The 21,764-nt window shown below is 47.6% G+C and carries 18 protein-coding genes; 16 read left to right on the plus strand and 2 right to left on the minus strand.

Annotated features, from left to right (window positions below; genetic code table 11):
* Positions 1-194: 194 nt before the first annotated feature.
* From JIE71_RS09125 to JIE71_RS09165, 9 genes are all read left to right on the plus strand, one after another.
* The gene (locus JIE71_RS09125) at positions 195-512 is read left to right on the plus strand and encodes an H-NS family nucleoid-associated regulatory protein (protein ID WP_199508406.1); all 318 of its coding nucleotides are present in this window, start codon (positions 195-197) and stop codon (positions 510-512) included.
* Between the two features lie 209 nt (positions 513-721).
* Entirely contained in the window at positions 722-1,522 is an 801-nt protein-coding gene (gspN, locus tag JIE71_RS09130; RefSeq protein WP_323126925.1) for a type II secretion system protein N, read from the plus strand.
* 11 nt (positions 1,523-1,533) lie between these two features.
* Complete coding sequence (locus tag JIE71_RS09135; RefSeq protein WP_199508407.1) at positions 1,534-2,478, plus strand: type II secretion system protein N; 945 nt, start codon at positions 1,534-1,536, stop codon at positions 2,476-2,478.
* 166 nt (positions 2,479-2,644) lie between these two features.
* A complete protein-coding gene (gene gspD, locus JIE71_RS09140; RefSeq protein ID WP_416232030.1) occupies positions 2,645-4,828 on the plus strand; it encodes a type II secretion system secretin GspD in 2,184 nt (727 codons plus the stop codon).
* An 8-nt stretch (positions 4,829-4,836) separates the two neighbouring features.
* On the plus strand, positions 4,837-5,034 hold the full coding sequence (locus tag JIE71_RS09145) for a hypothetical protein (protein ID WP_199508409.1): 198 nt from the start codon (positions 4,837-4,839) through the stop codon (positions 5,032-5,034).
* A gap of 141 nt (positions 5,035-5,175) precedes the next feature.
* A complete protein-coding gene (locus JIE71_RS09150) occupies positions 5,176-6,207 on the plus strand; it encodes a hypothetical protein (protein ID WP_199508410.1) in 1,032 nt (343 codons plus the stop codon).
* A 113-nt stretch (positions 6,208-6,320) separates the two neighbouring features.
* On the plus strand, positions 6,321-7,205 hold the full coding sequence (locus tag JIE71_RS09155) for a TatD family hydrolase (protein ID WP_199508445.1): 885 nt from the start codon (positions 6,321-6,323) through the stop codon (positions 7,203-7,205).
* Between the two features lie 40 nt (positions 7,206-7,245).
* Complete coding sequence (locus JIE71_RS09160; RefSeq protein WP_199508411.1) at positions 7,246-8,097, plus strand: ThiF family adenylyltransferase; 852 nt, start codon at positions 7,246-7,248, stop codon at positions 8,095-8,097.
* A gap of 59 nt (positions 8,098-8,156) precedes the next feature.
* Positions 8,157-9,893, plus strand: coding sequence for a GAF domain-containing hybrid sensor histidine kinase/response regulator (locus JIE71_RS09165; RefSeq protein WP_323126926.1), 1,737 nt, complete (start codon positions 8,157-8,159; stop codon positions 9,891-9,893).
* Positions 9,894-9,965: 72 nt separating this feature from the next.
* On the opposite strand, the gene efp is transcribed toward JIE71_RS09165, so the two are convergent.
* Positions 9,966-10,538, minus strand: coding sequence for an elongation factor P (efp, locus tag JIE71_RS09170; protein WP_199508412.1), 573 nt, complete (start codon positions 10,536-10,538; stop codon positions 9,966-9,968).
* A gap of 147 nt (positions 10,539-10,685) precedes the next feature.
* On the opposite strand from efp, the gene epmB reads away from it, so the two are divergent.
* The 7 genes from epmB to JIE71_RS09205 all read left to right on the plus strand — a co-directional run bounded on the left by epmB (position 10,686) and on the right by JIE71_RS09205 (position 20,924).
* Positions 10,686-11,699, plus strand: a complete 1,014-nt coding sequence (gene epmB, locus JIE71_RS09175) for an EF-P beta-lysylation protein EpmB (RefSeq protein ID WP_199508413.1) — start codon at positions 10,686-10,688, stop codon at positions 11,697-11,699.
* A 261-nt stretch (positions 11,700-11,960) separates the two neighbouring features.
* Positions 11,961-13,760: a hypothetical protein gene (locus tag JIE71_RS09180; RefSeq protein ID WP_199508414.1), complete on the plus strand. Its 1,800-nt coding sequence runs from the start codon at positions 11,961-11,963 to the stop codon at positions 13,758-13,760.
* Between the two features lie 198 nt (positions 13,761-13,958).
* Positions 13,959-16,052, plus strand: coding sequence for an EAL domain-containing protein (locus JIE71_RS09185; protein WP_199508415.1), 2,094 nt, complete (start codon positions 13,959-13,961; stop codon positions 16,050-16,052).
* An 81-nt stretch (positions 16,053-16,133) separates the two neighbouring features.
* On the plus strand, positions 16,134-16,586 hold the full coding sequence (locus JIE71_RS09190) for a c-type cytochrome (protein ID WP_199508416.1): 453 nt from the start codon (positions 16,134-16,136) through the stop codon (positions 16,584-16,586).
* Between the two features lie 66 nt (positions 16,587-16,652).
* The gene (locus JIE71_RS09195) at positions 16,653-17,621 is read left to right on the plus strand and encodes an AAA family ATPase (RefSeq protein WP_199508417.1); all 969 of its coding nucleotides are present in this window, start codon (positions 16,653-16,655) and stop codon (positions 17,619-17,621) included.
* Between the two features lie 33 nt (positions 17,622-17,654).
* Positions 17,655-18,668: a DUF58 domain-containing protein gene (locus JIE71_RS09200; RefSeq protein ID WP_199508418.1), complete on the plus strand. Its 1,014-nt coding sequence runs from the start codon at positions 17,655-17,657 to the stop codon at positions 18,666-18,668.
* Between the two features lie 90 nt (positions 18,669-18,758).
* The gene (locus JIE71_RS09205; RefSeq protein WP_199508419.1) at positions 18,759-20,924 is read left to right on the plus strand and encodes a transglutaminaseTgpA domain-containing protein; all 2,166 of its coding nucleotides are present in this window, start codon (positions 18,759-18,761) and stop codon (positions 20,922-20,924) included.
* Positions 20,925-21,070: 146 nt separating this feature from the next.
* Here JIE71_RS09205 and JIE71_RS09210 read toward each other — a convergent pair whose 3' ends face one another.
* The gene (locus JIE71_RS09210) at positions 21,071-21,694 is read right to left on the minus strand and encodes a hypothetical protein (protein ID WP_199508420.1); all 624 of its coding nucleotides are present in this window, start codon (positions 21,692-21,694) and stop codon (positions 21,071-21,073) included.
* Positions 21,695-21,764 lie beyond the last annotated feature (70 nt).

Below are 21,764 nucleotides of genomic sequence, written 5' to 3' on the forward strand. Positions count from 1 at the left end.
AAAAATAATAAGAGATATAAACATTATATATTCATTATTGAATAAGAGTATGTTAATATTTTGCGCTAACATGGCTATGGTTTATTTTTTATAAAACAGACGCGATAATAAAACATAGTGTCTGATTGTCGCGTTTTGATTATGACCATGTGTATGAGTTTTACCCATTATTATTTATAACAGCAGAGGTTACTATGAGCAACACTATCGATCTAGAAAGCTTGAACGTAGATGAACTACGCGCCATCACTGAAAATGCACAGCAGCTTATCAGCAAAAAACAAGACCAGCGTCTATTTGATGCGTACACGCAGTTTGAAGCCATCGCTGAAGAATGCAACACCACGATTGAAGAGATTCTAAAAGCGGGCGAGAGCTTAGAGAAAAAACGCAACATCAAATACCGCAACACCGAAAATGCCAGCGAAACTTGGACTGGCCGTGGCCGTAAACCAACATGGCTGGTAACCGCATTAGAAAATGGTCAAGACCTAGAAGACTTTGCCGTGTAATTTTGGCAAAGGGAGTGATGATAAAGAGAATGTGTCAATAAGACGTCATAAATCATCATTAGACTGTCATAACATAAATAGGCAGTCTATAAAGCCAGTATCTACCTATACAGATACTGGCTTTTTTATGGTTGTTTTTTACTGTTATTAATGAGCGATTGTTTGTTATGATGGTGGCATTTTTATACTGTTTAAAAGAGTAGTGAGCTGTGGCGACATCCCAAGACTTTGCCCAAAAGCGTCCGCGCAAGCTATGGTGGCTGGTAGGCGGCGTGCTGTTTATGCTGATGGTACTGCTGCAAATGCCCGCCTCTTGGCTACTTGGTAAATACGCACCCGATAACCGCTATATACAGTATGTATCAGGCAATATCTGGCAAGGGTCGCTAATTTGGCAGCTGCCGACCAGTGGCGGCGCGCTCACAGGTTCAGGGACGTGGACATGGCAGCCGTGGCAGCTGTTTTTGGGCAAATTTGGCGCAGATGCCCAGCTGCAATCAGGACAGACGCGGCTGGATGGTCAGCTGAGTATTGGCCGTCATGGCTGGTCTGTGGCAGAGATGGATGGCAAAATTTCGCCAGAGACGCTGCGCCGACTTATTAATTGGCAGCTGCCAGACACGCCCATTCAGGTCAATAATTTACAGCTCGCCTATCAAGACGCCGATAGCGGACAGGCGGCAGGATTTTATGATGCAGATGGGCAGCTGACATGGGTTGGCGGTACGCTCGGTTATCCAAGTGGTGGGCAGCATCTGTATTTGACCATACCACCGATGCGCGCACAATTAAGCGCTGAACAAAAAGACAATCAAGCGCGTCTGCAACTTAATTTATTGGACAATCAAGACAAGCGCCTTGGCGATATTTATATTGATGGCAATCAGATGCTCGATATCAGCTTAACGCAGCGTTTATTAGAGCAAATGCCCAACTATAAAGGCAAAGCGCCGCAAGATACCAATGTGGTGAGCGTGCGTCAGCCGTTGATGCAGTTGGGGGCGCGCTGATGGCAGTAGCAATGAGTGCTTTGAAACCGTGGCTGGCGCGAGTACAGCGTACAGGCGTATTGTGGTTGCTGCTAGCGATATTTTGGCTGTGTTGGGTCGCAGCGCAGCTGCTATGGCTCATCTTAGCACCGCCGCGCGCACCGATGCTGCCGCCTGTGCCCTTGACGCCAAAAAGCACCATGAGCGCACAAAACAGCAGCCTGTTTGCCTTATTTACTGATGACGCGCCCGCCGCTACCAGCACGCCGCCACCCAATGTCAGCTTGACTGGGGTACTGCTGGCTGAGCCTGCATCCCTATCGTCTGCAATGCTGTCGGTCAATGGCGAAGTCGCCAACTATCGTATTGGCAGCACTTTAAAAGGCACGCAATATACCTTGGTGGCGGTCGACTGGAATACGGCCGTCATTAGCGATGCGCAAAACAAACAGACGGTAGTACGTCTTGCGGACAATTTGTCTTTAGATCAAAATCGTCCAGCACCAAACACCGTACAAAATGCCGCTTTGCCTGCCAATACCAGTGGTTTGCCCGCCTATGATGGTTTAGCGAACTTGCCTAATATGATACCCAGCGGGCCAATGGTGAATCCCAATGCACCAGCAAACAATACTGACGATAGAGACAGTGGGGCGGTCGCACCAGAGAGTAATAATCCTGCGGATGCTATCGACAGTGCCGCAGAGGCGCTGAAGAATAACCCTGCCAGTTATTTAAGCCGTATGGGTGTGATGGCATCAGGTAGTGGTTATCAGGTCACAGCGGCGATGCCTGCCAATATACGCAATCGTTTGGGTTTAGAATCAGGCGATAGAGTGCTCAGCGTCAATGGCCAGAGCGTGGGCAGCAATCCTACTCAGGATGCCGATTTGCTAAAACAAGTGCAGCAATCAGGCGAAGCACAGATACAAGTACAGCGCGGCGAGCAGGTAATTACCATTCGCCAGCAGTTTTAAGCCAATACAGCCTCGTGATGCAAGGTGACGGCTATCGATCTATTTTTGGTAATAAGTGACACAACAGCGAGTAACTATGATTACAGGTAAGACCAAAAAAGCAGGGTATTCTGTGGGTAAGGCTGCGCTATCACCTATCGTGGCACCGCTGGTACAAGCAGTGCGTATGCTGTGTTTGAGTGTGCCGCTTTGGGTAGCGGCGACGGGCTTTGCCAATGCTGAGAGTTGGAAAGTCAATCTGCAAGATGCCGATATCAAAGCCTTTATTAATGAAGTGGCGACCATTACCAATCAAAACTTTGTGCTCGATCCGCGTATTAATGGCAATGTCACAGTCATCTCTAACCGCGCCTTATCACGCGAAGAGATTTATCAGCTGTTTTTAAGCGTGATGCAGGTCAATGGTATCGCAGCGATTGATTCAGGCAATACCATTAAGCTTGTGCCCGACGCGGTCGCCAAGCAATCGGGCGTGGCGGTCGACTTGCGTGGTAATAGTGCAGGCGAAGCATTAGCGACCCGCGTGATTTACTTAACCAACACGCAAGCGGCAGAAATCTTGGGCGCGATTCGCCCCTTGATGCCGCAATCTGCGCACGCGGCTGCCGTCTCTGGCGTCAATGCTTTGGTGCTTTCGGACCGTGCTGAGAGTTTAAACCAGCTGACCGCGTTGATTCGTGATTTGGACAGCAATGTTAATGATAGCCTGCGCGTCATTCCGCTGCGTCATGTCGATGCTGAACGTATGATGGAGCTGATCAGCGCGCTGACCGCAGGGACAGGCGGTGCGCAATCGACAGGCAGCAATCAACTCAAAGTCATTGCAGACGCCGCAAGCGACCGTATCTTGGTTAAAGGCAGTCCTGAGATGATTGCCAAAGTCCAAGCGATGGTTGAGCAGCTGGACACCATACCCACTCGCCGCTTAAGTGGCTTGCGCGTTTTTCGTTTAAAGTACGCCAGCGCAGGGCACATTGCTGAGATGCTGCGCGGCTTACTGGCCAATCAATCAATCAACAGCACGGGCGCAACCTCAACCTTAGAGCCTGCCTCGTTAGACAATGCCAGTGGTGGTACAAGTACGTTAGGCAGTACAAGCACTGCAGCGGCTAGTAATACACCCGCCACCAGCGTCACCAATAGTGGCAACGTGAGCAGTGTAGGCACGGGTGGTATTGGTGGACGACCCTTTAGCATTATTGCAGACGAAACCCAAAATGCCGTTATTGTCAACGCCGCGCCTGAGCTGATGCTCGAGATTGAAGATGCGGTCAATCAATTGGACAGTCGGCGTGCGCAGGTCTTGATTCAAGCCGCTATTGTGGAAATCTCAGGCGACGATGCCAAGCAGCTCGGAGTCCAGTGGGCGCTGGGTAATGCCAATAGCGGCTATGGTGTGGTTAACTTTAGCAATGTCGGCGCGAGTGCCACCTCACTTGCCGCAGCGGCGCTCTCGGGCGGCTCGTCAACGGCGATTAGTGCTGCTGCCAGCTCCATTGCAGGCGCGCTCATTGGTATCGGCGACAGCAGCAAAGACAGTAATGGCAACACGCAATTTTATGGCGCGATTTTGCAAGCGCTTGACTCCACCACCAGTGCTAATTTGCTATCTATGCCCTCTATTTTGACGCTTGATAATGAAAAGGCGAGCATTTTAGTGGGTCAAAACGTGCCCTTTGTCACAGGCTCGTATACCACAAGTGGCAACAGCTCAGACAATCCTTTTCAGACCATTGAGCGTAAAGACATCGGTATTAACTTAAACGTCATACCGCATATTGGTGACAACGGCACCGTGCGTCTCGAAGTCTCGCAAGAGGTGTCTTCTGTCGTGCCAGGCAGCACATCCAATGCCAGTGGCTTGATTACTAATAAAAGCCTTATCAATACCACGATATTGGCGGACGATCAGCAAACCATTGCTTTAGGCGGCTTGATGCGCGACAACACCACCACCAATCAACAAAGCGTTCCAGGCCTTGGCAGGGTGCCTGTGATTGGGCGCTTGTTCCGCTCGGACAGCGACAGTACGCAAAAGAGCAACCTGATTATCTTTTTGCAGCCAACCATCTTGCGCGACGGCGGCGCAGTCGCCAGTGTGACTGAGCGCAAGTACAATCAAATGCGCGTGTTGCAACTGGTCATTGATAAAAACGGCACGATTAAGCAACTGCCACTTAGCGGTACTGAGGGCTGGGATGGTGATGTAAGCCAAGATTATGAGCTGATGCCCTTAAATCCTTTAGTGCCCAAACGAGACCAAAGCACGGCACCGTCAGGCTTTACCAGAGTCAGTGAGGATGCGAACACCAGCACGGGTGGGCTGCGCACTTATCCGCTACAGCGCTGAGGATGATAATGACACAATCAAAAGGTGCAACGACGCAGACCGATGCGTCAACGCCCAATAAACAGGTTAAGAGACGTCCTAAAAAATGGCAACTGCTACTGCTAACAGGTATTGCGCTTACACTTATTCCAAGACGCAGTAGTCGCCGTACAGATAGGGTGACAAACAATCTACCTTTAAAGAATAGGACTGATGCAGACAAATAAAGTATAAATTTGTGCCACTCTATGTCTGTTAATGGCGTTTCGTGTAAGTAATGTCATGAAAAGCGATAAGCTGTGCTCCTTTGCGCTATCATTTTGGGTATTATTAAAAGAACTGTCGTTACTCTACTGATCGTGCCCTTTATGACCATTTTTTCTCGTTTTGCTCATTTATTCTATGCATCGCGCTTGCCCTTAAGCATCGCAGTGATAGGGCTGCTGTTTGGCTGCCAGCCGCAGCCCAAATCGATGTTCGAGCAGCAGGCAGAATTTGAGACGGTTGAATCAAGTGACACTGCAGCTACAGATGCGCAAACGAATACGGATACGACCGCTGTGGTAAAACCTTTACAGGCTGTCGATACCTCAGCGCCGACGATAGATGTCGTGCATCGTCAAGCCATCGCTCGGCAGCGTGGCTGTCCCGCTGATAATGCCGATTGCCAATCATTTGAGCTCAATGTTTTACACTTCCGTCCAGAGCAACCATGGCTCACCACCATTATGTGGCAAAGTATTGCGCGTATTTTAGCGCCTGAGATGCCATTAACCAGCCAAGACGAAGCCGCTAAAAAGACGGTTAGTATCTTGTTTAATCAAATTGCCTATAGCGAGCAGCGAGTCAAGACCTTACCGCTACACCAGCGTATTGACACTGACTTGGTTTTAAACCCTCAAAGTACGGCGCAAGCTAAGGCCGCAAACACCCAAACCGACGCGCCCGCTCATACTGGATACTTGGTTATACGTCTGACCAATACAGATACAGGGGCTGAACGCCAGTTTGCACACTATGTAATGCTGGATATGCAAACCCAGTTACAACTGACGCTCTCTGACATTTTGCTGCCGCATATCACGCATGAGCAGTTACTAGACACCTTTCAAGATGCCAAAAAAGAATGGCTCAGCACGCAAGGCATCGCCGCTGAAAAACAAGATGATTGGCCACTTGCTTTATCAAAGCAGTGGTATTTAGATAGCGAAGGACTGCACATGGTCTATCAGTCTGAAGAGCTGCTGGCAGGTAATACCGAGGCGGTAGACTTAATGGTACCTTATGGATTAATCGACGGTTTAATCAAACCGCGCTACATCGTCCATGCCGCTACTGATAAATCAACGGATAATGAAAAAGCACCGAATACGGCGAGCGTCAGCCTAGAGAGCGAATAACCAAATAATTAAAGAATAACAACTATATATCGTCTTAAACTCACAACAAAAAACTTATTAAAAAGGACACCATGCTCACCGCCGACACCATATGCCCACCACCACAGATGCCAATGTATCCGCTGATTGATACCCATACCCATTTTGATGATGCCTCATTTGTGCCTGACCGTCCTGAGCAAGCGCAGTTGGCATGGGCGCGCGGGGTGCGGCATTTACTATTGGTGGGCTATGTAAATGAGCACATAGCGCGTCTGTATCAAGTACAAAAAGAACTAAACCAGCTGGCAACGACCGCTGACCCAGTACCCAAAGCCCACGTGGCGTTAGGATTACATCCCTTTTATATCGACCAGCACACAGAGGCGCACTTAGAGGCTTTAGCAGCACAGATTAAGACAACGCGTCCCATTGCGATAGGCGAGATAGGCTTAGATACCTTTACTACTGATATGAAAGCGCCTGACATGGTTGCTAAGCAAACGCGATTTTTTCATGCCCAGCTAGACATGGCTGTTCAGTATCAGCTGCCTGTGCTGCTACATATCCGTAAAGCACATGCCCAAGCGCTTGCTATATTAAAAAAACATGCTTATAACGCGCATGAGTTAGGCGGTATTGCCCATAGTTTTAGTGGGGGAGAACAAGAAGCCAAAGCCTTTGTGAAACTGGGTTTTAAGCTTGGTGTCACAGGACAAATTACCAATCCCAATGCCAAAAAACTGCGCCGCGCCATTAAAGCGGCAGTGCAAGAATATGGCATCGCCTGCCTCGTCATCGAGACTGACTGTCCTGATATGCTGCCTGTTATGTGTCAGCCTAACCATAACGAGACGGTAGAGGGCGCAGCTGCAATGACACGCAATACCCCCGCCAATTTGACATGGGTACTCAATGCGTTAAGTGAGCTGCTAAACTGCGCAGCTACTGACCTTGCACCGCAATTATGGCACAATAGTTGCTACGCACTACAGTGTGATTGGGCGTATCCCGCTTAAACACATAGCGGCTGTTTATACTAAGATAAGATGAGTAATTATGAGCGTAACAACGACCCACGCAGTCAAAGATGCAAATGTTAGTTTTGATGTGAGTGATGAAACACCATCCAAAGATGATGATCAATACGAGCGCCGTTTTCAAGGGACTAAAACCTTGTATAGCGAAGCGGCGTTTGCGCGTTTTGCAAATGCGCATGTTTACGTGATTGGTGTCGGTGGGGTTGGCTCATGGGCGGCTGAAGGATTGGCACGGACAGGGGTCGGCACGATTACCTTGATTGATATGGATGTTTTGGTCGCCTCTAATGTCAATCGCCAGCTGCCTGCATTAGATGAAACGTTTGGCCAAAGTAAAATCGAAGCGATGGGCGCGCGGTTGACGCAAATTAACCCCAAGCTGACATTAAACTTAGTGGATGATTTTTTAACGCCAGATAACGTTGCCGCATTATTACCTGATAAAGCAGCAGCAAAACAAGCGGCATTAGAAAATAGACCAGTGGTTATTTTAGATTGTGTTGATGATATGTCTGCAAAGCTTGCTATTGCATTGCACTGCCGTTTTAATAAACTAAAGCTTGTGTGTGCTGGCGGGGCTGGTGGTAAGATTGACCCTAAGCAAATTACTGTTAGCGATTTAAAAGACTGCTATCAAGATCCACTATTAGCAAGGCTTAGAAACAAATTACGTCATGAAAAGGGCATCAATAGTCAGTTAAAAGAAAAGTTTGGTATTCGCTGTGTGTATTCTACAGAGCCACCTATTGTTGATAAAAGCTGTCAGACGAACGGTTTGCATTGCGGTGGTTACGGTTCTGCAGTGACGATTACCTCAATAGTTGGTATGATGATGGTCAGTGAAGCGCTTGGGCTGATTGGCAAAGCGTGAGTGCTCATGATACGTGACAAGCATTTAACTCTATTTCCTGTTGAACTATGGAGACTTAAGTGTCTACTTATACTTATCCAATAGCCGCCGATGAAAAAGCACGCATTGCTAAATTGCGCGAATATAAGGTTTTAAACAGCGATGTTGAGCCTGCTTTTTCACGTCTGACCAATATGGTCAAGATGTTCTTTGATGTGCCTATTGTCGCTATTACCTTTATGGATGAAGAAACGCAGTATCTAAAGTCACCTCATGGTCTTGGTAGTGTCTGTAGTACGCCGCGTAGTGCTGCCATCTGTAATTACACGGTATTGTCTAACGATGTGTTTGTCGTGCCTGATTTGAGTGCTGATAAGCGTTTTATTCACAATATTTTAGTGACCGAGCCGCCACATATTCGCTTTTACGCAGGCGCGCCGATTGTTTTAAAAGAAGACAACCAAACATTTCGTTTGGGCTCGCTATGTGTGATAGATACCCAGCCAAAGCACGACTTTGATAAACAAAAACAGCAACTACTTGCTGAGTTTGGTGCGATGGCGGCAGATGCATTGCAGCTACACAAAAACCAGCGCCAAGCCAAACACGACAGTCAAATGAAGTCTGAGTTTTTGGCCAATATGAGTCATGAAATCCGTACACCCATGAATGGCATCATGGGTATGGTCGATATGCTAGACGATACGCCGTTGACAGAGGAGCAGCGCGATTATGTGGACAATATCAAGACATCGACCGACCATTTACTTGTTATTATTAATGGTATCTTAGACCTATCCAAAGTCGAAGCGGGTAGAATGACCATTGATAGTGTGCCGATGAATTTATCGGCGCTTTGTAATGAAGTGGTTAGCCTATTTACTGCCAAAGCGCGAAAACGTGGTTTAACGCTTGATTATCACTACACAGGCGAGCTGTCACCTTATGTCCAAGGTGATCCCGTGCGCTTAAAGCAGATATTGGCCAACTTGGTGAACAATGCCATTAAATTTACCCGCGAAGGTGGGCGCGTTAATATCAATGTGACTTATGCTTTGTACAGTAATTGGTCGTATTGTGTGGTTCAGGACAAAGACAGCAATGATGAAAACTGTAGTGAGATGATATGTATCGCAGTGACTGATACGGGCGTGGGTATCAAGCCTGAGTCATTAGAAGCAATTTTTGATGCATATAATCAAGCAGACAAATCGACGCATCGCCTATATGGCGGCACAGGATTGGGGCTATCAGTATGTAAATCTTTAGTTGAGCTGATGGGTGGCAGTATCCGTGTCAAAAGCGACGTCGGTGTGGGTACGACCTTTGAGGTGATTTTACCATTACCAACACTTGATCATGAGCAATATGAGGTTTCACAGTACGCAACCCGCGTTGAGCCTGAACCATTGACCCAGTGTACAGGACACGTTTTATTGGTCGAAGACGACAATGTGAACGCCATGATTGCCAAAAAAGCCTTAGTCAGCTGCGGTCATACGGTCACACACGTTATGGACGGACAAAAGGCGGTGGAAGCCTTTGCCGATGATCCCAAGCATTATGATGTTATCTTAATGGATCATCACATGCCGATTATGGATGGTATTCATGCCACGCTTAAATTGCGTGAAATGTATGATGAGGCGACGCTGCCACCCATTATTGCTTTAACTGCTAATGCGATGGACGGCGAGCGTGAACGCTATTTGCAAGCAGGTATGCAGGATTATTGTACCAAGCCGTTTAAAAAGGAGCAGTTAAATGCGATTGTTCAATATTGGCTCATGCACAAGTATTCAATGCAAATGGACTGAATTTTTAATGACAATAAAAAAGCGCCTCAATTTGTATGAGGCGCTTTTTTGTTGGCTAAGCGTTGGTAGTGCTTAGTTGACACGCGTCTGATAATCGCCCGTACGCGTATCGACACGAACCACTTCACCTTGTTGTACGAATAATGGCACGCGAACCACGGCGCCCGTTTCTAGTACCGCAGGCTTACCACCGCCGCCAGAAGTATCACCGCGTACACCTGGATCGGTTTCGGTAATTTCTAATTCAACAAAGTTCGGTGGAGTCACTGATAATGGCACGCCATTAAATAGAGTAATCACACAAAGTGCATTGCTGTTGTCTTTTAGCCATTTTCCTGCATCGCCAAGCGCCGCCTTGTCTGCTTGCAGTTGGTCATATGTCTCAGGGTGCATAAAGTGCCAAAACTCACCATCGTTGTACAGATAGTTCATTTCTGTATCGATCACGTCAGCCGCTTCTAAGCTATCGCCTGATTTGAAGGTTTGCTCAAGCACTTTACCGCTGCGTAGGTTGCGCAGTTTGACACGGTTAAACGCTTGACCTTTACCAGGTTTGACAAACTCGTTGTCGATGATGGCACATGGGTTGCCATCGAGCATCACTTTTAGTCCAGCTTTAAATTCATTGGTAGAAAAACTTGCCACAAAAGACTCCTAGGGGGTTGTTAAAAATATGATAATCAACCAGAGCAACGACACGTGATAAGACGTGGTTGGATTTGGTGGGCATACTTTGATAGCGCGCTATAGAACAGCGTATAATGTCGTTTTGAGCGCACATATTAGGCTGTCATGATAAACCATTTAATCACACAAAAAAACTGGCAAACACAATTATCCGAGGCCATCACCTCGGTCGATGAACTGCTTGCGCATTTAGACTTAAGCGCGCATCGAGCAGACGTTTATGTCCCGCAGCATTTTAAGCTGCGTGTCCCGCACGGCTTTGTTGCCAAAATGCGCGTGGGTGATATCAATGACCCATTATTAAAGCAAGTGCTGCCTGATACGCAAGAACAAATCGCAGTGACAGGTTATGTGAGCGACCCACTCTCAGAAAATACCCAAAACCCAATCAAAGGTCTGCTGCATAAATACCAATCAAGAGTTTTGATGCCGATTACAGGTGCGTGCGCAATTCATTGTCGCTACTGCTTTCGCCAGCACTTTGATTACAATGCAAATATGCCCACTGTACAAGTGGGTGACGAGATTGTTGATTATATCCGCGCGCATGCTGATGTGAATGAAGTGATATTAAGTGGTGGTGACCCACTGAGTATCAGTAACAGGCGTCTGTTCGCATGGCTCGATGTGCTTGAAGGTTTGCCGCAAATAGATACCATTCGTTTGCATACCCGCTTGCCTGTGGTCATTCCTGAACGTTTAGACGAGGCGCTGCTGGCGCGTTTGCAGGCGAGCCGCTGTCAAATTGTCATGGTCATTCATTGTAATCATGCCAATGAGTTGGACGCGCATACCGCAAGCTATTTGCAGCGCGCACATGCAGCAGGCATTACTCTGCTCAATCAAGCCGTGCTCTTAGCAGGTATCAACGATAGTCTTGAAGCGCAGGTAAACTTAAGTAAAAAACTGTTTAGTAAAAATGTACTGCCTTATTATTTACATATTTTAGATAAAGTTGCTGGGGCGGCACACTTTGATATTGAGGAATCAGCGGCGATTAAGCTGTACTGGGAGGTATTAGCGGCGCTACCAGGCTACCTTGTGCCCAAGCTTGTCAAAGAGTTACCGAACAAACCCTTTAAAGTGCCAGTGGATATCTATACTGACCCAATATCATAAATATAGATTATAATTGGTTGTCGTTTATCGTTATTTTGACATCTGGCAGCATGGATGTGCTAGCATGCATAATACAGCCTCATAGTAAGCATTTGTTTCCTATTGATTGTTTTATGGTTGGTTTAACATAGGTATCTTACGATACATCGCGATAGCTGTTGCTACAATCTTTTGCAGCGACTGATAAAATGGAGATAGGCATACTTGATATTCATAGGAAGTGAATAGTACAGGCTCTATATTATGATAAAAGGAGCAAGTATGAATGCAACAGCTGCACGACCAGCACAGAGTTTGCTTGACTTTTCGTTAGTCACTGCAAGCCAACAAACAGAAGCCACTAAAGAGCAGCAACTGCTCAAATGGACAGCCAGTCTACCTGCGCAGCCTGAAGACAAACAAATTGCTCAGTTAGAAGCGATTTTAACCACGCTCAATATGAGCACCATAGATGATGTACAACGTCTACAGTTGATGAATACTGTATTGACGGCATTACAGCGTTTGCTTGCTAGGTTGCGTAAGCATTATGTGCATGAGGTTGGCGCATTAAACGATGACCAGCAGCGTACTGTAAAAGCCATAAAGTCTTTATGCTACTTGGCGATTGCAGTCTATGATGGCTTGGTGGTACGTCTGAGTGCGGCCGCTGATTATGCCGCGCATCAAGCGCCAAAAGGTTGGCGTAAGTTATTAGGTGCTGGAGATGAGTCGCCAAATACGGTATTACTCAATACCGCCATCTATCAGTCGATGGTGCTCTACCAGCGTCTTATTTTTGAAAAGGCGCTATGCTATGAGTCTACTCCAGCATACGTCTGGGCGGCGCTTAATCGCTTGTACTTAACCGCCTCGATGCATCACATTACGCATAAAGATATCAGTAAGCAGGTGGCTACCGCCCAGCCTACCAGCATTCATGAGCTGTATAGCCAGCTGTGTATATATGAGCTGTTAAATACTTTAGCGATGCGGCGCTCAAACTTAGTGTTACTACAACGTCTGTTACCAGTATGGAGCAAACATATTGTTGTGACCTTTGAGCCACAGACACGCACCCGCTTGTTTGTGAATTTAAACATCAATCAGCCCCCTGAATATTTGACAGCCTCTAGTACTATTAATCCTTATAAAGAGGGCAGCTTATGCTTGTTTATCGAGCTTGAGCCTTTTTTGTCTTACCTACAAACGCAAAAGTCTGATATAGAAACAGCTGAGGACAAAATCAATGAGTATCGTCTCATCACTGAAGTGCTGTCTATGCTTCAGCATCGCTATATTCAGCGTCAAGTAGCACCGCTCTCACCACAATCGGTGATGCTTGAAGCCAAGATTATTACTGGTTTTGATAATATTCACTATCATGTTGCAGGACAGCGCAGTCTTATGGCACTCATTGCACCTAAGAGTTTGCCTGCCAAACACCTACCGATAGCAGATACCAAGCTACCCGCTAAGGGCGATACCCACACACTAAGCATCATCTTGCCGCAATACAGTCAAGCGGCAGACAGTATTAAAATACTGCGGCTGCTGACCGCACAGGATATTGTAGAGTGCAGTACAACAAAACCGTTATCAGGTGCAAAGGCCACAACCTTACCACCCATATTTACCGCAAAAACTGTCAGTAAAAATACGCTAGGGAATAGCGCCTACACGAACCTACTTGCGACCGCACCACCGCGTCTTAAAAATATGAGTTTGTTTTTATTGGACAGTGATAGTGACACACAAAACTGGTCTCTTGGTGTCGTACACTGGTTAACTATTGACAATGCGTATGTCGAAGCCGAGGCACAAATTATTGGTCACCGACCAACAGCATGTGCATTGCGTCTTGAGCAAGGGGATACGCGCAGTCAGCGATTTGTGCCTGCATTACTGCTTGGGCGTGACAGTCGCTTGCAAACGGGCTGTAGCATTCTTGTGCCCTCGTGTCAGTTTAAAAGTCAAGACCGCGTCATTCTTCGCCTACAAGACAAACAGAAATCGTTACGCTTACAGCGACGGCTTTTAACCACAGAGCGATTCAGTCAGTTTGAAGTGGCGCAATTATAAGTACGGATTATGTATGCAGAGCCGTAAAAAATAAGATAAGGTGTGCTAATATTGTAGAGTATTTTACTGTCTGCTACGAAAACGACTTACAAATCACGGCGCAGGCATCTTTATTACATAATGTATGTCAGGCCATACCGTATTTATATAGGCAGGCGATTAAACTGCTTACAAATGGCCACAGTGATAAGGTTTATTATGCAAACCAGAGCGCTTCTTAATCTGTTAGTGATAGATGATGATCAGCTGTACGCTGAACGTATTGTGGGCCTGTTGTCTCATTATTATGATGAGGTCAATTTAGGCTTTTTAGACGACAAAGAAGAGCTGCTAAAAGCCTTGCGCAGTCAGTGGGATGTGCTCGTATTTGGCCGTGCCTACGACATGAGTTTTACCGATGTGGTCGGCGTTGTACAAGAACAAGGCGTGGATCTGCCAATCATTGGTCTGATTAGTGCCGAGCTGGCTGCAGCCAGTAATGATGATGGGTTACCTATCGCTATTGACGACACTATGGTCAAAGCTGTTGCACCTGAACATGAAGCCCAAGTGGTGCTGAGTATTTGTTTGCAGCATGCCAGCCTATGCAGTCGCCGTGAACTAAAAGGTCTGCGTGACATCTTATCTGAGGCTGAGCAGCGTGCCAATATCTTGATTCGCAACTCCAAAAGCGCCGTGGCGTATCTTGATCAAGGCATTCACATTTATGCCAATGACCCATACCTTGAAATGTTCGGCTACGACAGTATGACCGACATTATAGGCGTGCCTGTCATTGACTTGATTGCTAATAAAGACAATGTAAAAGATTTTAAACAATTTTTGCGCAAGTTTGATAAAGGCAGTCGTGATCAAGTTGAGTTTAAATTTGAAAGTCGGCGCATGGATGGCTCGACGTTTGAGGCCAAGTTGCAGCTGGCAGCCGCGACCTTAGAAGGCGTGCCTGTCACTCAAGTGATTATTCAAAATAATGTGGCAGATAGTGAAGAGATTGCCAGACGCTTAGCGGCAGCGGAACGCCAAGATACATTAACTGGACTCAGTAACCGCCGCGGTCTAGAAGAGCAGCTGGCGCTGGTTTATCAAAAAGTACAGTCAGGTCAAGGCAGCGCGGCCTTGTATTATATTCAGCTCGATAATATCGGCAAAATCAATAGCAGTATTGGTTTACAAGGCGTAGACACTACCATCCAGCAAGTGGGACAGCGTTTAGAAGCGCTGGTTGAAGAGGGTCATGTTAGCCGTTTTGGTGATACCACCTTTACTATTTTGGTGGAAGATTTGACCACGCAATCTATCAAAGATCTGGCAGAACGCCTGCGTAATGAGATTGGCAGCATGCCTATTGAGGTGGCGCAGCGTACCGCCACAACGACCATCAGTATCGGCATCGTTAAAATCGAGCAAGGCGCTGCCGAACCACAGGTGTTACTAGAGCGGGCGATTGATGCGGCAAGTACAGTACAAATTGAAACCAAAAATCATGGCAACAGTTATCACTTGTATGACCCCAGTCAACATGCCAGTAGTGATGATATGGCGCTTGCCGAATCTTTGGTCAATGCCATTACTAACAGCCGCTTTGAGCTGTCTTTCCAGCCGATTTATGACATTGATACTGACCGCAGTGACTTTTTTGAAGTGTATTTAAGTCTACCACTGGGTGACGCAAACGACACGCGCCTCACGCCTGAGCATTTTATGGCAGTTGCAAAAACCCACCAGCTGCGCGAAAAAATCGATCGCTGGGTGCTCATTAATGCTTGTAAACAACTGAATACTGCTCGTAAGCAGCACCCCGATGCGCGTATCTTAGTACAACTGACCAGTGCCTCTTTGGTGGATAAACAGCTGCCCAATGTCGTCAGTCAATTAATTAGAGCCATCGGTGGGGCACCGAATGCATTGACCCTACAATTTAGTGAGCAAGATGTCATCAATCATTTGACCGTGGCCAAAGCCCAGTTTACAGCGCTCAACCAAACTGGCTGCCAAGTCGCGATTCATCATTTTGGTAATTCTGCCAAATCCATTGAAATTGCTGATACGATGCAGCCGCAAATGGTTAAGCTGTCGCGCAACTATATCGACAATATCAACAATGAAGACAACTTAGAGACCGTCAAGGCGCTGATTACCCGTGCCAACGAGCATCATATCGATGTGTTAATGCCCTATATCGAAGATGCAGCGACCATGTCTGTGTCTTGGAGTGTGGGTGCACGTTATCTGCAAGGTTACTACCTTGAAGAGCCAAGTTTACAAATGCACTTTGCCGAAAGCGGCGCATAAAAAGTGATAGTAGAGAGGGTAACATCATCAGTGAACAAGCTGAATGATGGTTGTGGTTTTTAGTAGAGCGGTAAGTAAGTTATGACAGAAACGAGTAAGCGATATTTGGGCGTATTGACAGTAAGTATGTTGATGCTAAGCGGTTGCAAGTCGCCACCACCTGATTATCGAAACCCTGTCAGTTTACCTGCGTATACACAAGGCGATGCAGCAGCAGGACAAGAAATATATAACGATGCTTGCGCGCAATGTCATACCTTAAATCCAGGACACAACAATAAAGGCCCACAGCTGATGAATGTGTATGGCGCGCCTGCTGCTGATTTGAATGATTATGCTTATAGTGATGCGTTAAAAAATACTCACTGGGTATGGGATGCGAATCGTTTAGATCATTACATCGCCGATGCGATGAAAGCCCTGCCAGACACCAAAATGCTGGCAGATCCAATGCCTGATGCTAAAGAGCGCGCGGATGTGATTGCCTATTTGTCCACTTTGCGTCAAGAAAAACCAACAACACTCAATCAATAGTCCATATCAAACCAATTATGTGAAGTAACGACCAATGTAAAATAACAACAAGGTACTGCTTTTTTTATGTCTATTGCCAATCCGCACCAAACCGCTATAACCGATGAGCAGGCGCGCGTGGCGCACTTGCTCACACAGATCAATCAGATTGTCCTTGATAAGCCTAAAGTGGTGAAGCTGGCGCTCAGTTGTGTACTGGCAGGCGGGCATCTGTTGCTCCAGGATTTACCTGGTATGGGCAAGACAACACTGGCGCAAGCCTTAGCGCAGCTGCTTGGCTTGTCATTCAATCGCGTACAGTTTACCAATGATATGCTCCCTGCTGATATTTTGGGCATGAGTATCTATGATCAAAACAAGCTGAATTTTGAGTTCCGTAAAGGGCCGATTTTTACCCAGCTGTTATTGGCAGATGAAATCAATCGCTCCAGTCCTAAAACCCAAAGCGCCTTACTTGAAGCAATGGAAGAAAGGCAAGTGTCCCAAGATGGCAAACGCCATACATTGCCCGAGCCGTTTTTTGTGATTGCGACCCAAAACCCATTACAGCAATCGGGCGTGTATCCTCTGCCTGAGTCGCAATTAGACCGTTTTTTAATGTGTCTGTCTTTGGGGTATCCCTCGCAGGCTGCCGAGCGTGAATTACTGCGCGGGCAAAGTCGCCGCGCGCTACTAGAGCAGATGAGTGCGGTGCTCGATACCGATGCGGTAATGAACGCACAGCAACAAGTGACCGAAGTGTACGTGTCCGATACGGTACTCGATTATTTACAGCGCTTGGTCGCAAAGACGCGCGCCAGTCATGAATATCATGGCTTGTCACCGCGTGGTGTCTTGGCGCTGCTACGTGCTGCACAGGCCTATGCCTATGTCTCTGGGCAGCAAGAAGTCGCCCCTGAAGATGTACAAGCAGTGTTCCCCGCAGTGACGGACCATCGTTTGGGACAGCCATTTTTGCCTGCACATATCGAGCATCATCAACCTACCCAAACCATCGCTCAGCGTATCGTCAATGATGTGCCTGTCTTGACCTAATCGGCGCACAGCGCATAAACAAATAAGGTGGTTATGCCTGTATTTTCACCGTCCCTAACACGCTTACCCAAGACGGCGCTGGCACGTTGGTTTGCCAAGCGCGCACCGCGTAGTGACGAGGCGCGGCTGAGTGTGCGCAATGTCTACATTTTTTTTAGTAAAGAGGGTTTGCTATTTGCGCTACTGCTGCTGATTACTTTTGTGGCAGGTATAAATTACGGCAACAACTTGGTATTAGGATTGTGTTTTTATTTGGTCAGTATTTGGCTGATTAGCTTTCATATCACCTTTGCGCACCTATCAGGTTTGCAGGTGCGATTACTGGAGCTGACTACCGCTGAAGCAGGGGAGCCTGTGTGGGCAACTATTGAGCTGAGCAGCCGTAGCAGCAAGCCCAGACGCCAACTGCGTTTTGTGTTTGATGGACAAGATGCTGATAATAAAGACACGACATCCGAGCAAACCGCCGTGGTCTTATCCAATATTAAGGAGGCGCAAACACTACGCCTACCTATCATGACGAACAAACGCGGTGCGCTGATATTGCCGCGGCTGCACATCAGTACGGTATATCCGCTCGGCATCATGCGCACATGGTCGTACGTGTATTTTGCAAGGCAGACGTGGGTGACCCCCAAGTCATTACCCTTTGATTGGCAAGCCAATACCCAAAGTGTACGTGGTGACGAACAAACCGCAGGCGGACAATATGTGTCAGGCCAAGATGACTTTGAGCGCTTGGATGACTATGTGTCTGGCGAGTCGCTCGCTCGCGTATCATGGGCGCATGTGGCGCGTGGTCAAGGGATGTTTACCAAGCATTTTGCTGACCCTGTAGGTCACGAGCAGGTGCTGCAGTATACCCAAATGCCAAGTATGCATCATGAAGACAAGCTGCGTGAGCTGGCTTACGCTGTTAAGATGCTCGGACAAATGGGCGTGCCATTTCAGATGTATCTGCCGCAAGACAGTGCGGACAATCATAAAGTCGGGCAGGGTGATGCCTTTGTACAAGCGTGCTTGATTCGCTTGGCAAAATTGCCTTAATGGTTTATCTGTATCAGTCGTTAATCTGTTTTTATTGATCAAGCCCAACCACCAGCCAATAATAAAAAAATAAGGGATGAGAAAACCGCCATGGCGAAGGCAAGCGATGTGACCGACACCACAGACATCCATTTTGCCGCATTGGCACTTGGTATGCCTACGCGCACGCCAATACAGCCGCGTACTCGCTGGCAACGTATCATGGCGCTTCCTGCCTATTATTGGCTACTGATTGCTCAAGTCGTCGTTATCGTACCGCATGCCGCGCATCTGCCACTATGGCTCATTGGTTTTGCGCTTATCAGTATTATGGCGCAGCTGCCCGCTGTTAAACGCCGCATCCGCCCCTATGGTCAGATCAAACGCTGGTACCAAGGCATGCAGATGTTTGGGTTTTTATTGGGGCTTTTGGGGTTGTGGCTGACCTATCAGACGGCTTTCGGGCTGGATATGGGTGTGGCGTTTTTAGTGCTGTGCTTGGTCAGTAAGCTGTGGGAGCTGTATAAGCGGCGCGATGCGTATGTGGTCTTAAATCTGTCGTTATTCGTCGTGGCAGCGCTGTTTTTGATGGATCAAGGGGTACTGACAGCGATTCAGGCAGTAATAGGTGTTTTAACGGTATTACTGGCCTTTATTGCTCTAAATGACGATGGCAATACAGACGGTGAAGGTCGTCTGCGTAGCCTTGGGGTCTTATGCGCCGCCGCTTTGCCCTTACTGGTGGTACTGTTTTTATTTTTTCCGCGTTTGCCGCCCTTGTGGTCGGTGCAGCTCTCAGGCCAGCAAGCTAAGACTGGCGTGTCTGATAGCATGTCGCCTGGCGACTTTGCCAATTTAAGTCAGTCCACCGAGCTCGCCTTTCGCGCTGAATTTACAGGCGAGCGCCCTGCCCAAAGTCAGCTGTATTGGCGCGGGCTCGTATTTAGCGATTTTGATGGTGTCACATGGCGACCACACCCAAATGAGGATACGTGGCGCAGCGGTGAGTCAGCGCCTCTATGGATACGCCAAGCGATAGCAAGCATACCAGAAGCGGAACAAAACAGTCTTGAGCAGTACCGCATTATTCTTGAGCCAACCCAGCAAAACTGGCTATTTGCACTTGATTACCCCTTACCAAGTGACCGCTCGATCCTATTGACTTCTAACTTTACGCTACGTAATCAAGAGCCTATAACGCAGCAGCGCCGCTATGACGTACTGCGCTCTCAGTCCATGCAGATTGATGACCAGCTGAGCGAGCGTGATGAACGTATCAATGTCACCTTACCCAGCGCAGGTAACCCAAAAGCGCACGCGCTGGCGAAACGCTTGTTCGATGAGTCTGGCAACGAGCCTATACGCTATATTCAAGCCATAGAGCGTATGGTGCGACAGGGTAATTTTCGCTATACGTTGTCACCGCCGCCACTCGGTGACGAGCGCATCGATGATTTTTTATTCGACACCCAAGCGGGATTTTGTGAGCATTATGCGTCAAGCTTTGCTTTTATGATGCGCGCGGTGGGTATTCCTGCACGTGTCGTGGCAGGCTATCAAGGTGGCAGGTTGTCGCGTGGTGGCGGGGTGTGGGAAGTGCGCCAACTGGACGCGCACGCATGGGTCGAAGTGTGGCTCGCGGGACAGGGCTGGGTACGTATGGACCCTACGGCATTTGTCGCGCCTGAGCGTGTCGAGTCGGGTATGGAGGCGGTCACTGCCTCACAAGGCGCGGCGATGTTCGGTGATGGGGCGGGCGCGCAAATCAGCTATCAACAGTATCAGATGCTCCAAGCACTGCGCCGCTTTTCAGATCAAGCCAGTTATTATTGGCAAAAAGACATCGTCGGCTATGACCAAGACAAGCAAGAAAACGCCCTATTAAAATGGTTTAATATCCGTTCGATGACCGAGCAGCTGCTATGGCTGATTGGTAGCGTATTGATGCTTGCGACTTTGATTGTCTTAACCCTTTGGTATCGCCGCCGTCACAAATGGCATCCTGCCGACCGCCCTTTAGTACAACTGTCCAAGCGTATTGGTAAGCAGCAGCAAGCGCTGGCACGGGCGGATAATGAAGGGCAGCTGGCGTGGCTAAAGCGTCTGGTAGACAGCGGTGAGATTGAAGACAGTGACACCATTGCTGCCTTAAACCTTACCGCGCAGCGCTATCGGCAACTGCGCTATGGTCGTCTTAGTGAAAAAGATATCAAAGACGCGGACTATCAAGCGGCGCTCAAACAGCTGCGTACCGATGTACAAACGGTGTATAAGTAATCTATAAAATGTCTAGGGCGTGTCTTCATTTTTATCCCATTTAGTCATAGACGTTTGAATTGAAGACACGCTCTAACCATCCAAAAAAAACAGCACATCACCGCTTGGTCATGTGCTGTTTTTTAGATAGGCGCAGATAGCGCATATTAATACGCATCATCGACAAATTTAAGCGCAGAGTTTTTAATGCCCCAAATCAGCTCAACAAAGGCGCGATTGTTGGTTAGGGGTTCACCATCAATAATCAGCGCATAGCCTGCGTCATCAATCCACAAAAATACAAAGCTGGTATCAGGAATCAGCAAGTCTACCTGCTGAAAGAATGAAATGGCGCGCCCTTCAACTGCCCAACCGCGTGTTTTTTGGCGCTGCATAAAGCCTGAAAAGTCTGCTGCTGCCACACTTAACGTATCCGCTTCGTCCTGAGTGTAACCAATACGTGCCAAACAAAAACCATCGTCAGAAGCAATGGCCGCGCGGCGCTTACCTGAAAGACTGGCCACCACGTACGGCAAGAATTGATCAAGCGGCAAATCAGGTGCTGGCAAAAAGGTCGTTAGTTTCTCGATAAACCCTTGCTCATCAAAACTCTCAAGCCACATTTCAGGATATTCTTTTAACCAAGTCGATATCAGCATCGTTTCATGATGCGACAAAAGCGCCTGTAATGATAGTTGCATGGCCGTCGGCTCACGCTGCGAAAATGCCTCAAAGACACCCGCAGGTGTTAAGGTAATGTAGGATTTGTCAGCGTTTTCGAGAATAGACATAAAAGCGACCTCATAAAGTGCAAAAGCATCAATAATAAAATGGCAAACCCACAGGCTTGTCATCAGCTAG

It is taken from the genome of Psychrobacter sp. bablab_jr014 (assembly GCF_016464015.1).
Taxonomy (GTDB): domain Bacteria; phylum Pseudomonadota; class Gammaproteobacteria; order Pseudomonadales; family Moraxellaceae; genus Psychrobacter.

Coding starts and splice junctions, on each gene's coding strand:
- JIE71_RS09205 (WP_199508419.1), top strand. CDS start 18,759: ATGGCGAAGGCAAGCGATGTGACCGACACCACAGACATCCATTTTGCC.
- JIE71_RS09180 (WP_199508414.1), top strand. CDS start 11,961: ATGAATGCAACAGCTGCACGACCAGCACAGAGTTTGCTTGACTTTTCG.
- JIE71_RS09125 (WP_199508406.1), top strand. CDS start 195: ATGAGCAACACTATCGATCTAGAAAGCTTGAACGTAGATGAACTACGC.
- JIE71_RS09150 (WP_199508410.1), top strand. CDS start 5,176: ATGACCATTTTTTCTCGTTTTGCTCATTTATTCTATGCATCGCGCTTG.
- JIE71_RS09185 (WP_199508415.1), top strand. CDS start 13,959: ATGCAAACCAGAGCGCTTCTTAATCTGTTAGTGATAGATGATGATCAG.
- JIE71_RS09135 (WP_199508407.1), top strand. CDS start 1,534: ATGAGTGCTTTGAAACCGTGGCTGGCGCGAGTACAGCGTACAGGCGTA.
- epmB (WP_199508413.1), top strand. CDS start 10,686: ATGATAAACCATTTAATCACACAAAAAAACTGGCAAACACAATTATCC.
- JIE71_RS09145 (WP_199508409.1), top strand. CDS start 4,837: ATGACACAATCAAAAGGTGCAACGACGCAGACCGATGCGTCAACGCCC.
- JIE71_RS09190 (WP_199508416.1), top strand. CDS start 16,134: ATGACAGAAACGAGTAAGCGATATTTGGGCGTATTGACAGTAAGTATG.
- JIE71_RS09210 (WP_199508420.1), bottom strand. CDS start 21,694: ATGTCTATTCTCGAAAACGCTGACAAATCCTACATTACCTTAACACCT.
- JIE71_RS09200 (WP_199508418.1), top strand. CDS start 17,655: ATGCCTGTATTTTCACCGTCCCTAACACGCTTACCCAAGACGGCGCTG.
- JIE71_RS09160 (WP_199508411.1), top strand. CDS start 7,246: ATGAGCGTAACAACGACCCACGCAGTCAAAGATGCAAATGTTAGTTTT.
- JIE71_RS09155 (WP_199508445.1), top strand. CDS start 6,321: ATGTATCCGCTGATTGATACCCATACCCATTTTGATGATGCCTCATTT.
- JIE71_RS09195 (WP_199508417.1), top strand. CDS start 16,653: ATGTCTATTGCCAATCCGCACCAAACCGCTATAACCGATGAGCAGGCG.
- gspD (WP_416232030.1), top strand. CDS start 2,645: ATGCTGTGTTTGAGTGTGCCGCTTTGGGTAGCGGCGACGGGCTTTGCC.